This is a genomic window from Methylopila sp. Yamaguchi (genome assembly GCF_002897035.1).
Lineage (GTDB): Bacteria > Pseudomonadota > Alphaproteobacteria > Rhizobiales > Methylopilaceae > Methylopila.
In genome coordinates, this window is sequence record NZ_BAUX01000016.1 from 23,608 (window position 1) to 35,279 (window position 11,672).

At 65.3% G+C, this 11,672-nt stretch carries 15 protein-coding genes; 5 read left to right on the plus strand and 10 right to left on the minus strand.

What is annotated here, in order from left to right; genetic code table 11:
• Window positions 1–140: 140 nt before the first annotated feature.
• Complete coding sequence (locus METY_RS16750) at window positions 141–857, plus strand: GntR family transcriptional regulator (RefSeq protein ID WP_103122529.1); 717 nt, start codon at window positions 141–143, stop codon at window positions 855–857.
• 95 nt (window positions 858–952) lie between these two features.
• Here the strand turns inward: METY_RS16750 and METY_RS16755 are convergent, their stop codons facing one another.
• Window positions 953–1,741 carry an SDR family oxidoreductase gene (locus tag METY_RS16755; protein WP_103122530.1) on the minus strand — a complete coding sequence of 263 codons (789 nt, stop codon included), beginning with the start codon at window positions 1,739–1,741 and terminating at the stop codon, window positions 953–955.
• Window positions 1,738–2,067 (minus strand): nuclear transport factor 2 family protein, encoded by a 330-nt coding sequence (locus tag METY_RS16760; RefSeq protein ID WP_103122531.1) that lies wholly within the window; start codon window positions 2,065–2,067, stop codon window positions 1,738–1,740. The genes METY_RS16755 and METY_RS16760 overlap by 4 nt, the downstream gene beginning before the upstream one ends.
• 120 nt (window positions 2,068–2,187) lie before the next feature.
• On the opposite strand from METY_RS16760, the gene METY_RS16765 reads away from it, so the two are divergent.
• The gene (locus tag METY_RS16765; RefSeq protein WP_103122532.1) at window positions 2,188–3,108 is read left to right on the plus strand and encodes a LysR family transcriptional regulator; all 921 of its coding nucleotides are present in this window, start codon (window positions 2,188–2,190) and stop codon (window positions 3,106–3,108) included.
• Between the two features lie 116 nt (window positions 3,109–3,224).
• On the opposite strand, the gene METY_RS16770 is transcribed toward METY_RS16765, so the two are convergent.
• From METY_RS16770 to METY_RS16800, 7 genes are all read right to left on the minus strand, one after another.
• Window positions 3,225–4,847 (minus strand): putative bifunctional diguanylate cyclase/phosphodiesterase, encoded by a 1,623-nt coding sequence (locus METY_RS16770; protein ID WP_346433162.1) that lies wholly within the window; start codon window positions 4,845–4,847, stop codon window positions 3,225–3,227.
• The gene (locus METY_RS16775; protein ID WP_103122534.1) at window positions 4,774–5,007 is read right to left on the minus strand and encodes a PAS domain-containing protein; all 234 of its coding nucleotides are present in this window, start codon (window positions 5,005–5,007) and stop codon (window positions 4,774–4,776) included. The genes METY_RS16770 and METY_RS16775 overlap by 74 nt, the downstream gene beginning before the upstream one ends.
• 152 nt (window positions 5,008–5,159) lie before the next feature.
• Window positions 5,160–6,152, minus strand: coding sequence for a GlxA family transcriptional regulator (locus tag METY_RS16780; RefSeq protein ID WP_103122597.1), 993 nt, complete (start codon window positions 6,150–6,152; stop codon window positions 5,160–5,162).
• A 66-nt stretch (window positions 6,153–6,218) separates the two neighbouring features.
• Window positions 6,219–6,929 carry a Crp/Fnr family transcriptional regulator gene (locus METY_RS16785; protein WP_103122535.1) on the minus strand — a complete coding sequence of 237 codons (711 nt, stop codon included), beginning with the start codon at window positions 6,927–6,929 and terminating at the stop codon, window positions 6,219–6,221.
• 544 nt (window positions 6,930–7,473) lie between these two features.
• On the minus strand, window positions 7,474–8,010 hold the full coding sequence (locus METY_RS16790) for a DsbA family protein (protein WP_103122536.1): 537 nt from the start codon (window positions 8,008–8,010) through the stop codon (window positions 7,474–7,476).
• Window positions 7,976–8,488, minus strand: coding sequence for a redoxin domain-containing protein (locus METY_RS16795; protein ID WP_103122537.1), 513 nt, complete (start codon window positions 8,486–8,488; stop codon window positions 7,976–7,978). The genes METY_RS16790 and METY_RS16795 overlap by 35 nt, the downstream gene beginning before the upstream one ends.
• A gap of 16 nt (window positions 8,489–8,504) precedes the next feature.
• Window positions 8,505–9,110 (minus strand): HdeD family acid-resistance protein, encoded by a 606-nt coding sequence (locus METY_RS16800; RefSeq protein ID WP_103122538.1) that lies wholly within the window; start codon window positions 9,108–9,110, stop codon window positions 8,505–8,507.
• 165 nt (window positions 9,111–9,275) lie between these two features.
• Between METY_RS16800 and METY_RS16805 the strand changes: the two genes are divergently transcribed.
• From METY_RS16805 to METY_RS16815, 3 genes are read left to right on the plus strand one after another with little or no spacing between them, the layout of a single operon-like run.
• Window positions 9,276–10,190 carry a DnaJ C-terminal domain-containing protein gene (locus tag METY_RS16805; RefSeq protein ID WP_103122539.1) on the plus strand — a complete coding sequence of 305 codons (915 nt, stop codon included), beginning with the start codon at window positions 9,276–9,278 and terminating at the stop codon, window positions 10,188–10,190.
• Window positions 10,187–10,570 carry a chaperone modulator CbpM gene (locus METY_RS16810; protein ID WP_244593706.1) on the plus strand — a complete coding sequence of 128 codons (384 nt, stop codon included), beginning with the start codon at window positions 10,187–10,189 and terminating at the stop codon, window positions 10,568–10,570. The genes METY_RS16805 and METY_RS16810 overlap by 4 nt, the downstream gene beginning before the upstream one ends.
• Window positions 10,571–10,601: 31 nt before the next feature.
• Window positions 10,602–11,075: a phosphate-starvation-inducible PsiE family protein gene (locus METY_RS16815; RefSeq protein WP_103122599.1), complete on the plus strand. Its 474-nt coding sequence runs from the start codon at window positions 10,602–10,604 to the stop codon at window positions 11,073–11,075.
• A gap of 4 nt (window positions 11,076–11,079) precedes the next feature.
• On the opposite strand, the gene METY_RS16820 is transcribed toward METY_RS16815, so the two are convergent.
• Window positions 11,080–11,646, minus strand: a complete 567-nt coding sequence (locus METY_RS16820) for a nucleotide exchange factor GrpE (protein WP_103122540.1) — start codon at window positions 11,644–11,646, stop codon at window positions 11,080–11,082.
• Window positions 11,647–11,672: the final 26 nt, after the last annotated feature.

Below are 11,672 nucleotides of genomic sequence, written 5' to 3' on the forward strand. Positions count from 1 at the left end.
TTCGTGGTTTGCATGGCGAGCTCGGGGCGTGCGCCGCTCGCGCAAAGGCGGCGCCAAATCATCTTGATTGTCGACAATCTCAAAGATGATGTTGTACCCATTGCGGCGGGTGCAGGCGGCTTCGACGTAAGGACGGCGGCATGACGGGACTGAGCGCTCTTAAGGCGTCGAAAAAGGTGAGCCTCGATCGCGCAGCGGCCGAAAGCCTGCGCAGCGCGATTGTGAGCGGCGCTCTCGAGCAGGGCTCGCGCTTGACCGAGGTGAAGCTCGCCGAGCAGTTCGGCCTCTCCCGCGGAACGGTGCGCGCCGCGCTCCAGCGCCTCGTGACCGAAGGGCTCGTGGTGCAGCGACCCTATAGCGGCTGGGACGTCGCCGCGCTGAGCGCTGAGGACGCCGAGGAGCTGTCGGCGCTGCGTTCAAGTCTCGAAGCGCTCGCGGCGCGGCTCGGCGCGCAACGGATTGACGCCGACGGCCGACGCGCCGTCGAGGCGGCGTTCGAGGCGCTGCGGGTCGCGGCAGACAACGGGCGCGTCGACGAACTGGTCGACGCCGATATGCGGCTTCACCGCACGCTGGTGGCGCTCTCGGGCAATCGCCGGCTCGGCGACCATTACGACATGATCGCTAATCAGGTCCGGCTCTACATCGCCTCTTCGACGGTCGTGGTGAAGAACGCCCCGACCGTGGTCGAGCGCCACTTCGACCTGATCGATCCGGTGCTTAGAGGCGACGTTGCAGGCGCCGAGATTGCGGCCAAGGCCCACAGCATGCGGAGCGGCGCCGAGATCGTGGCCTATTTGCGCGAGAAAGGCCGGGAAAAAACAGAACGCCTCCTGGAAATCCGCACGCCGCTGTGAGGTTTGCCGTTCCTGCTGCGTCTTTCAATTGCGGCCACGGCCGCGGGTAGCGCTTTCGCGCGGGGAAGCAGGGCATGGCGCACCTCTGTCCCTGCTCAGACGGTCGGGACAGTTCCGCCGTCGATGACAAACTCCGCCCCGTGGATCGAGGCGGCGCGATCCGAGGCTAGGTAGGCGATCAGGTCGGCGACCTCATGAGGTTCAGCCGCCCGGCCGATCGAGATCCCGCCCAGGCTATCGAGGACGGCTTGCCGCGCCTCTTCCATCGTGCCGCCGTTTGCGGCCTGCAGACGCTTCAGAAAATCGACGGACGATTCAGTCATGATCCAGCCGGGGGAGACGACGTTCACCCGCACGCCCTTTGGTCCCAGTTCCTTGGAAATCGACTTGCTGTAGGTCCTGAGCGCGGCCTTGGCGGCGGCGTAGGCCGTGGTCGCTTCTGGAAGCGGCAGGACCGACTGGATGGAGGTGACGTGCACAACCGCGCCGACGCCCCGCTCGATCATCTGCGGGATCAGGAGCCGGTCCAAACGGACGGTGGCCAACAGGTTCAGGTTCAGTTCGGAGAGCCAGTGCTCGTCGGTCAGCGCGAGGAAACCTCCGCCCGGCGTGGACGAGCCGCCGATCACATGGGCCAGGATGTCGACCCCGCCCAGACGCTCAAGCGCGGCCAAGGCCAAGGCTTCCGCGCCGCCGGCGGTCGTCAGGTCCGCTTGGATAAACTCCACGCCGTCAATGGCCTCCAGCGTTCCGCGAGCGGACGTAATCACCCGGGCGTCGCCGGCCAGGAAGCGATCGACGGTGGCGCGCCCCAGCCCCTTGGTCCCGCCGCTGATAAGCACGCGCTTTCCCGCAAATTCGGTCGGATCAGCTTTGATGGTCACGCCGTGATCTCCAAAGCCTTGATGGAGTCGTCCTCCAGCGTGAAGCGGTAGGTGAAGCGGATCGGGCTGCCCTTGAAGTCTCCATGTGCGGGACCCTCGACGACGACTTGGGCGTTCTCGCGCCGCACGGCGTCCGGCGTGAAGATCGCCTTCACCGCGACCACGCCGTCCTCGAAGAGACGCCTAAGCTCGCCATGCCCTCGAAAAGCGACGCCATTGTCGCGAAGGACGGCGTCGGCGGAGAACGGCTTGAGCATGCCGTCAACGTCCAGGAGGGCGTTGGCCGCCACATAGGCGGCGATGGGGAGTGGAAGGTCGAGCGACATCAGTTTTGGTCCTTTGGGGCGGCCGCGTGCGACAGCGGGTTTGTCAGGGCCAAGCTAGCGATGGACAAACCAAGTGATAATCGGGACAATCCGGAACGTTTCATCGCGAAATTCAGGACAATGGCTCAGAGCAGCCTGACCGAGCTTGACGCCGTTCTGATGGTCGCGCGTCGGGGCAAGTTCCGGACGGCGGCGGTTGAGCTCGGCGTGTCGACGACCGCGCTCAGCAATGCGGTCGGAAAGCTCGAGCGCACGCTGGGCGTGCGGCTCTTCAACCGGACGACGCGAAGCGTTTCCTTGACGGAGGCGGGCCAGCAGTTCGTCGCGCAAGTCGCTCCCGCCGTGCGGGACATTCATGAGGCGATGGACGTCGCGCGCTCTCGCCAGGCCACGCCTTCGGGCACGCTGCGCATCAACGCATTTCCGACGGCGGCGCGGGAGATTTTCTCGTGGCTTGTCCTGCCGTTTCTCCGACTGCACCCCCAGGTCCACATCGATATCGTCACGGAGGGCCGTCTGGTGGACATCGTCGCCGGCGGCTTCGACCTCGGCGTCCGCAGCGCCAACCTTGTGCCGGTCGACATGATCGCGCTTCCGTTGGGCGGCGCCAGGCGCAACGTTGTGGTGGGCTCACCGAGCTACCTGAAGGAGCGCGGCGCGCCCGCCGTCCCTCAGGACCTCGCCGCGCATTCCTGTCTCCGCGTCCGGCTCCCCGGTGGCGCGATCCACCGCTGGCCGTTCGAAAAGGACGGACAATCAGTCCATATCGACGTCGAGGGCGCCATCACCCTCGACGAAGCGAGCCTCGCGCGCGCCGCAGCGCTCGCCTCCGTCGGCCTGGCGCTCGCGATGGAATCCGACGTGCGCGACGACATCGAGGCCGGCCGCCTTGTGCGCGTGCTCGATGACTGGACCCCCACTCTGCCTCCCTTGAGCCTCTACTACCCAAGCCGGCGCAACCCGACCGCCGCGTTCAAGGCGTTCGTCGACTTTGCGCGACGCCATAGCGGAGACGGAGACGCTCTGAGCCCCAGAGGTTGAGATGGGTCAGTTTTGGACCTTGATGTCCGCGCAAACGGCAGACCCCGCCGTCGCCTGGAAGCCGTAGCAGAAGGCCTTTCCGCGGCGACGCCGGGCGGCGCAGTCTGAGCGCGCCCTCAGCCGCGCTCGTCTTCGATCATGATCGGCCGCCGGCGAGCGCCCCATCCTGATCCTGCGCCGGACCCGCTGAGCAGTCTTCCGAATTTGAGCTCATCCATAGGCGCGGCGAACAGGTAGCCTTGACCTATCGAGCAACCCATCGCCTGCATGATCGCGCGTTCTTCCTCCGTCTCGATTCCTTCCGCAACGACGCGGATGTCCAGCGCGGAGCCCAGCTTGACGACGCTTTCCACGATGATGCGCTTCGCCACGCTGTGGGACGCGTCATGCACGAAGCTTCGATCGATCTTGATCTCGCTCAGCGGAAAGCGCTCCAAATAGCGCAGGTTGGAGTAACCCGTGCCAAAGTCGTCGATGGAGATCCCCACCCCCAGCCGCCTCAGGTCCCCGAACGCTTGGCGGATGTCGTCCGGCTCAGGAATCATAAGGTTCTCGGTGAGCTCGAGCGTCAGCCACTCGGCGTGGCAGCCTGTCTCGTCGAGCACGCGACGGACGAAGGCGACCATGTCCCGCCGCAGGAACTCAAGCGCCGACACGTTGAACGCGAAACGAAGCGGCGTTCGGCGCTCTCGATTGACCCGCGCCGCTTGCGCCGCGACCGTGCGCAAGCCCCAAGCGCCGATCTCCAGCATGGCGCCGGTTTCTTCGGCGACGCCGATGAAAAGGCCCGGAGACTGGAGGCCGAAAACCCCGTGGCTCCATCGCAAGAGCGATTCCGCGCCAACCAGATCGCCGGATTCAAGATCAATCTGGGGCTGGTAGTGGAGTATGAACTCCTGATTGGCGACGGCGGTTTGGAGTTCGTTCGCGAGCCGAATGCGGTTCCGCGCGTTCCGTTCATCCTCGGCCGCGAAGGCAAGGGGCGGATGGTCCGGTTTGACCTTCGATCGGTGGAGCGCGGCGCCCGCCTGCCGGACGAGGTGGAGCGGGTTCGAACCGGCGGGGCCGACAGCGAAGCCGATTGCGAACCGAACCGCCAGCGAGGCGCCGGGCAGCAGAAAGCGCGGTCCCAGCAAGTCTACGACGCTGGCGACGAGATCTGAGGCGCGGCCGACATCTTCCAGCTCGAAGGCCAGCGCGAAGCTGTTGGTGCCCACTCTCGCTATCGCGACCGCAGGCAGCGTCGACAGTCGTCCAGCTGCCACACGACGCAACGCGTCTCCCACTTCATAGCCGAAACCATTATTCACGTCGTGGAATTTAATTATATCCGTCTTGACGAGCAGCAAGCTGCATTCTCTTGTCGTGCTCGTCGCCGCCAATCGATCCATGAGACCGTATCGATCGAGAAGGCCAGTCAAGCGATCGATGTTCGAGGCGTATGTGACATCGCGGATGATGCCGACGAAGTGCGTCAGATGACTGGCGTCGTCATATAAGGGCTCCATCCGCAACGCGTTGCGGAACATCGCTCCGTCACGCCGGTAATTCCGCAGTATCACGGAACAGGCGCGGCCTTCCTGCAGAGCGGCCCTAACCTCCGCAATCTCGGGCTGCAGGCGGTCGCTACCCTGAAGATAGCGACAGTTCTTTCCAAGGGCCTCGTCAGGGGGAATAGCCGGTGATCGCCTCGAACGCGCTGTTGACCTGGACGATCGGGTGTCCCCGCATCCGCATATCGGCGATCAGCACGCCGTCGCTGATATGGTCGAGCGCCATCGCCGACGCGGCCGGGAACGTTGGATCGCTCGACCGCTTTATCAGGCTTCGCCACCGAATTGCTTTGGACGTCCAGTCCGGCCGCGCCGGAACGGCAAGCGCATTTGCCTCGAACGTCATTGCGCCATCGAGTTTCGAACGCCGGCGAAGCCTCCGAATACGCTCCGAATTCCCGCCGTGCCCTGCGTGTCGGTATCCTGGTCCATGTCAGGCCCTCCGGGCGCGACGATGGCGGCCGAACCCAAGCGCTTCAACATTGATCGAGCGACCATTCAGGACAAATCGGCGTCGCAGCGGTCGTCCGGCTCTTCAGCCGTAGTGCGGAATCGGGAGCGATATTCCAGCGGAGACACGCCCATACGGCGTTGGAACGCTCGCCTGAGCGTCGTCGTCGATCGAAAGCCGGCTGCGTGGGCGATCACCTTGATTGGGGATGGCAGGTCCTCCAGCATGCGCCGGGCGACATCAAGCCGCGTCAGCTCGACGTAAGCCGCCAAGCTCATGCCCGTCTCTGCGCGGAAGAGCCGCGAAAGATGTCGCGCACTCACGCTGGCCACCTCGGCGAGAGCCCGCAGACTCATGTCCCCGCGCGGGTTTTCGACGACGTGCAGCCTTATCTTGTCGACCGGACCGGTGGCTTCGCTCTGCGCGGTCAAGGCCGCGCTGAATTGCGATTGGCCGCCGGGCCGCTTCAGAAAGACGACCAGCCGACGCGCCACCCACAGCGCCAGCGCGCGGCCGTGATCCTCCTCAATAAGCGAAAACGCAAGATCGATCGCCGCCGTAACCCCAGCCGAGGTGAACACCTTCCCGTCTCGAACGAAAATGCGGTCGGCCTCGACTCTTACGTCGGGATTTTCAGCGGCGAAGCGTTCGGCGTACTGCCAGTGGGTCGTCGCGCGGCGTCCCGCAAGAAGGCCCGCCTGCGCCAGCAGGAAGGCGCCCGTGCACGTTGAGCCGTAACGCCGCGAGCGCATGGCTTGCTGGCGCATCCACAGCGTGACGTCTGCGCTGGAGCGGGCGGGCGGGCCGAAGGGTCCCGCGACGATCAAGGTGTCGGAAGGATCAGTCGCCTCCCTGATGCTTGCGTCGGGGGCATATCTTAGACCCGAGGCGCTTTCCTGGACGACGCCCCGCTCGGCGACGATCCGCACGCGATAATGCTGACCGACTTCGATCTTGCCGTTGGCCTCGAACAGCGCGTCGAGAACACCAGCGACTTCAAGTAGATGAACTTTCTCCGGCGCGAATATCGTAATCAGCACGACAAGACCCCGCCCCCGCTCGCAACTAATCATGTCTCCGTGGCGACAGCATTGGCTGGGTTATTTTCAACGTGCGCCGTCGGCCTTTCTTTGCATTCCTCGTGCGTCCGTCATTTCGATCCGCCTCGGGCCATCCAGGTGGATCAGTCCCGCTCGCCGAAGTTCGGTGATCGCGCGGCTTACGGTTTCGACGGCGATGCCAAGATGGTCCGCGATATCATACCGCGACACCGGCAGGACGACCGCGCCATCTTGCGCGCCGGAAAGTCGGGTGGACATTAGAAGGAGATAGGCCGCGATCTTCTCAGCGGCGGTCGTGCGCCCCTGAACCAAAAGTTGTTCCTCGAGCCGAGCGATTACGTTACAGGCCAGGCGATAAAACATGCAGTAAACGCCCGGATTTTCTGTGATGAACCTGTTCAGGTTTCGTTGCGTGAGCCGCGCCGTGACGGTGCCTTCGGTCACAGCCTGAAACGAAAAGGTTCGCGCGTCGGCTGGCCCGAGCGCAAAAAAATCGCCGGGCATGATCAGATCCACGATCCGGCGCTGGCCGCTTTCATGGACCGCGCATTTGCGGATGATCCCCGAAACAACCCAGCAGAGTCCCCCGTCAGTCAACAGCGCGGCGCAGTCCTCCTCTCGCCTCCAGCGTGTGAACGTCATCGCGGCGTCGAGTTCGGGCGGGACGTCCATCAGTTCGGGGTCGGCGCTAGACCTTATATGCGGGCGAAGATCGGGGTTCGCGGATCGAGTTTGAGCGGCGCTGACAGCGTACATCTCGTATCTCCCGTATAAGCGGCGCGGTCGCCCCGGTCTTTCCGGCCTAACGGTTCGGCGGTAAAATCCGTGGTGTTTCAATGAGAACCGCGCGCTACCCCGCACGCCATGCGTCGAACTCCTAGGTAGAACCCGCAGCTTTCGAGTGGTGCCCAAGTCAACTTCGGCGACCGGGCGAAGGACCGCGGGCCGGCCGCCGGCGCGCGTCGGGGACGCCTGCGAGGGACCGAAGCCGATGATCGGCTTGTAGATGTTCTATGGGGCGCGGGCCTCCGAAGCGTCGCCGGGCTGGGGGGTCAGAAGGCCATTTTGCCCCGTGAGCTACCCTGGAGACGCCGGAGAATGAGAACCCTCAGATCGGCGAACATGGAGCAGAGACGCTCTCACCTTCGCGCCCGAAACGGCTCGAGTGGGCAGCATGCAGTGCTTGGCCCTGTTGCGCCGTCTGCAGATGCAATCTGCACGGATCGTCGGCCTGGGCGAAGCTGCTCGCGAGGCTCCGGCGCGACGGACCGGCCCTCGACGCTAGGTTCCTCGCAAACGGTTATCGCGTCGTCGCCAGGAGGAGCCGATCGATGGCCTCTTCAAGGCCAAACGCCCCGTTTGGGCTGTCGAAGCGCGCGCCGTTGATGAAGAAGGTGGGCGTGCCGTTGACGCCGCTGCGCACGCCGCCGATGAAGTCGGCCTGGACCTTTTCGGCGTAGCGCCCCGTGGCGAGGGCGTCGCGCAGCGCGACGGTCGAAAGGTTCAGGCTAGAGGCCAGCGCCATCATCAACGGCACGCTCAGCCGGCGCTGATTGGCAAACAGCGCGTCGTGCATCGACCAGAACTTGCCGTTGGCGCCGGCGAACTCGGCCGTCTCCGCCGCGGGACCCGCATGCGGATGCACCTCCGTTAGAGGGAAGTGGCGGAAGACCAGGCGAAGGTCCGGGCTGAAGCGTTGCTGGACCCGTTCGACGATGGGCTGGGCCGCTCCGCAATACGGGCATTCATAGTCGCCGTACTCCACCAGCGTAACGACCGCGTCTTGGCTGCCTCTGATGTGGTCACGCGACGTTACGGGAACCTTGAGCGTCACCATTTTTGTTCTCCGTTGCTGGAAGTCCCTCAAGCGCATCTAGAATGCCGTCGGCGCCCGGATTGACCGCGATGGGGGAGCGATAGCTCCAGGCGATCACGCCCTTCTCGTCGATGACGAACAGCGCGCGCTCCGTGACCCCTTCGGCCTCTCGATAAGCGCCGTAACTTCTCGCGACGGCGCCCTTCGGCTCGAAGTCCGACAGCAGCGCGAAGTGCAACTTGCGGTCGCGGGCGAAAGCCTGATGGCACCAGACTCCGTCGACCGAGATGCCCAGCAACTCCGCGCCATACCGTCGGAACTCCGGGAGGATATGGTTGTAGAGGGACATCTGGTCGCCGCAGACCGGGCTCCAGTCCGCCGGATAGAAGGCCAGCACGACCCGGCGGCCCGCGAATTCGCTGAGCGAGAGCGTCTGGTCGGGGGTGACGTGAAGGGTGAAGTCGGGAGCCTGAGCGCCCTTCGCAAGAAGTTCCGTCATGGTTGCCTCGTGGGGTTCAGGCGGACGCCGCGACCTGTTCTGGCGCGCGTTCGCCGCGATGCTTTCGAAGGCGGAAGGCCCAGCCGATCAGGATCACTCCCATGACCAGCGCATAGGCCGCCAACCACCAGGTGAGCACGAGCGCACCGATCAGCGGCGCCGCGAACAGCAGCACGCCGTAGATCAGCGACACGACGCCGCCGACCGCTAAGATCCAACGTCCGTGGCTGATCTTGAGGGTAAACGCGGCCCCGAGCATGAGGCCGCCGGAGATCAGCGCCCATGCTCCCACCATCAGGACGAAGGCGATCACGGTGATGCCCGGCCAGATCGCCGCCAGGACGCCCACGAGCACACCGAACAGGCCGTTGAGGAGAAGCAGCCCCCAGCGCTCGCCCTTTCGGGCGCCGCGGACCGCAAGCACGATGTTGAGCACGCCATCCGCCACGCTGTAGGCGGCGAAGACGAGCACGAGCGCCAACATCGCCGCGCCTGGGACGGCGAAGGCGGCGACCCCCAACAGCACGGCGAGCACGCCGCGCAACCCGACCGCCCACCAATTGTCCGCGAGCATCGCGTTCATGGCGTCCCCGCGGGAACTGATCGATCCGATCTTGATCATGGGGCGCCTCCGCGTTCCGCTTGCATCGCACCTCTCGATTGGCTGCGAGCCGGGACGACTGGAAGCCTGCGGAAGGCGGATCTCGACGTCGTTGACGACCGTCAATTCGCCCGTCGGCGGGACAAATTATTGTTGCCTGACCAACGAACGGGGAGAGCAGATGCGATGGCCGCGACCGATCCCTACGAGGTGCTGGGCGTATCGAAAGACGCCTCGCAGAAGGATATCCAGTCGGCCTTTCGCAAGCTCGCCAAGCAATTCCACCCGGATCTCAATCCCGGAGACCCGCAGGCGCATCTCAAGTTCCAGGACGTGTCGGCGGCTTATGACCTCCTCGGCGACGAGGAGAAGCGAGGGCGCTTCGATCGCGGCGAGATCGACGCCTCCGGAGCCGAGCGGCCCCAACGTCGTTACTATCGCGACTTCGCCGAAGCCGGCGGGGCCTCTGACGGATACAGCCAGACATCCGGCTTCCACGATTTCGACGACGCCGACGACATCCTCTCCTCATTCTTCTCACGCAGCGGTCGGCGCGGCTTCCGCATGCGGGGCGTCGATCGGCGCTATCGCCTCGAGGTCGACTTCCTGGACGCGGTGAACGGCGCCACGCGGCGCATCGTCCTGCCGGACGGCGCCTCGCTCGACGTGGTCATTCCGCCCGGCGCTCGTGACGGTCAGACGCTTCGGCTCGCCGGCAAGGGGGATGCCGGAGCGGAGGGCGGCGAAGCGGGCGACGCGTTGATCGAGATCGCCGTCCGGCCTCATCCGGTCTTCCGCCGCGATGGGCTGAACATCTCGCTCGATCTGCCGATCTCTCTGTCCGAGGCGGTGCTCGGGGCAAAGGTCGTCGCGCCGACGCCGTCAGGGCCCGTCACGGTGTCCATCCCCAAAGGGTCCAGCACCGGAAAAGTGCTGCGGCTGAAAGGCAAGGGCGCGCCGGGGCGCGGCGACAAGCGCGGCGACGAGTACCTGACGTTGAAGATCGTGCTTCCGCCTACGATCGACTCTGAGCTCGAAGCTTTCGCCAAGCGCTGGAAGGCCGGCAAGACCTACGATCCGCGCGAAGGGCTGCAAGCATGACGATCGACCGCGCCGAGATGTGCCGCAGGGTCAGCGTGCCGAGCCTGTCGCTGCAGGGCTGGATCGAAGCAGGCTGGATTCATGCGTCCGGCGGCGACGGCGTCACCGCATTCTCCGAGATGGACGTGGCGAGGGCGCTGCTGATCCGCGATCTCACCGGCCCGATGGGCGTCAACGCGGACGGCGTCGCCGTCATCCTCGACCTGGTCGATCAGATCCATGGCCTGCGCCAAGCGCTGCGAGGTTTGACCTTGGCCGTCGCCGCGCAGGATCTCCCGGTGCGCCAGCGCATCTGGGCGGGCGGCGCGCGGTTTGCTGGCGGTCGCGGCGGCGCTGCCCGCATGCCGGCGCCGGGCCGCCGAGCTCATCCGGCCGAATAGAAGACATCGAGCACGCGGGCGGGAGGTCATGGTGGCGATCAAGGACGAAATCAGAGCCGTTCGAGCAGCATTTGTCCCGCTCACGATCTACGAGCGGTTCGAGTATGTCGTCATCCTCGTGCTCACCGCCCTGATCTCCATCGTCGTCATCGCGGCGGTATGGACCTTGAGCTTGAAGATCCTGTTCGGGCTCGTCCTCTCTGGGGGCGTGGACCCCGCGGACTACTCCGTTTTTCAAGCCGTGTTCGGCATGATCTTCACCGTCATCATCGCGCTCGAATTCAAGAAGTCGCTGCTGGTGGCGACGCAGCCCGGCGGCGGCGTGGTGCAGATTGGCGCGGTGGTGCTGATCGCACTGCTCGCGATCTGCCGAAAGTTCATCATTCTCGACCTCTCGAAGACCGATGCGCCGCAGATTTTCGCCCTGGCCGCGGCGGCTCTCACGCTGGGAGTGGTCTATTGGATGGTACGCGCTCGTGACGAAAGCGTGCCCAAGAACGGCTGACGCCTTAAGCCTCGCGGGGCGCGCCGGCCGGCGCGGCGTCCTTGCTGACGCCGACCAGCGCCGGCCGCAGCAGACGCTCGTGATGCATGTATCCGGGCTGGATCACCTGGGCCACCACGCCAGGCTGGTACCGCGCGTCCGCCACCTCGAAGCTTGCCTGGTGCCGGTGCGGGTCGAACGTCTCGCCGATCGGATCAAGCCGCTGAAGGCCGTGTTTGGTGAAAGCGTCGAGCAGACCGCGCCGCGTCGCCTCGACGCCGGCGATCAACGCCGCGACGGCGGGTTCCGATCGCAGGTCGGTCGGCGCGCTGGCGATGGCGCGCTCAAGATTGTCCGCGGTCGCCAAGAGATCGCGCGCGAAGGCTGACGCCGCATAGCGGACCGCATCCTCGCGCTGCCGTCGCGCCAGCTCGCGCCCATTCTCCTGCTCGGCGAGCGAGCGGAGCAGGCGATCCTTCGTCGTCGCCAGTTCGTCGGCAAGTTCGGCGACAGATTTGTTCGGCGCCGCCTCGCCCTTCAGGCGCTCGCGATCGGCGCCGGCCTCGCCGGTGGAGTTCGTGGTCTCATTCATTCAGCCATCTCCGCATTCTCGGTCGG

Bases quoted from the DNA above. Each gene is read 5' to 3' on its own strand.
- METY_RS16805 (WP_103122539.1), top strand. From the start codon at position 9,276: ATGGCCGCGACCGATCCCTACGAGGTGCTGGGCGTATCGAAAGACGCC.
- METY_RS16785 (WP_103122535.1), bottom strand. From the start codon at position 6,929: ATGTACGCTGTCAGCGCCGCTCAAACTCGATCCGCGAACCCCGATCTT.
- METY_RS16810 (WP_244593706.1), top strand. From the start codon at position 10,187: ATGACGATCGACCGCGCCGAGATGTGCCGCAGGGTCAGCGTGCCGAGC.
- METY_RS16790 (WP_103122536.1), bottom strand. From the start codon at position 8,010: ATGGTGACGCTCAAGGTTCCCGTAACGTCGCGTGACCACATCAGAGGC.
- METY_RS16750 (WP_103122529.1), top strand. From the start codon at position 141: ATGACGGGACTGAGCGCTCTTAAGGCGTCGAAAAAGGTGAGCCTCGAT.
- METY_RS16775 (WP_103122534.1), bottom strand. From the start codon at position 5,007: ATGACGTTCGAGGCAAATGCGCTTGCCGTTCCGGCGCGGCCGGACTGG.
- METY_RS16820 (WP_103122540.1), bottom strand. From the start codon at position 11,646: ATGAATGAGACCACGAACTCCACCGGCGAGGCCGGCGCCGATCGCGAG.
- METY_RS16765 (WP_103122532.1), top strand. From the start codon at position 2,188: ATGGCTCAGAGCAGCCTGACCGAGCTTGACGCCGTTCTGATGGTCGCG.
- METY_RS16760 (WP_103122531.1), bottom strand. From the start codon at position 2,067: ATGTCGCTCGACCTTCCACTCCCCATCGCCGCCTATGTGGCGGCCAAC.
- METY_RS16800 (WP_103122538.1), bottom strand. From the start codon at position 9,110: ATGATCAAGATCGGATCGATCAGTTCCCGCGGGGACGCCATGAACGCG.
- METY_RS16795 (WP_103122537.1), bottom strand. From the start codon at position 8,488: ATGACGGAACTTCTTGCGAAGGGCGCTCAGGCTCCCGACTTCACCCTT.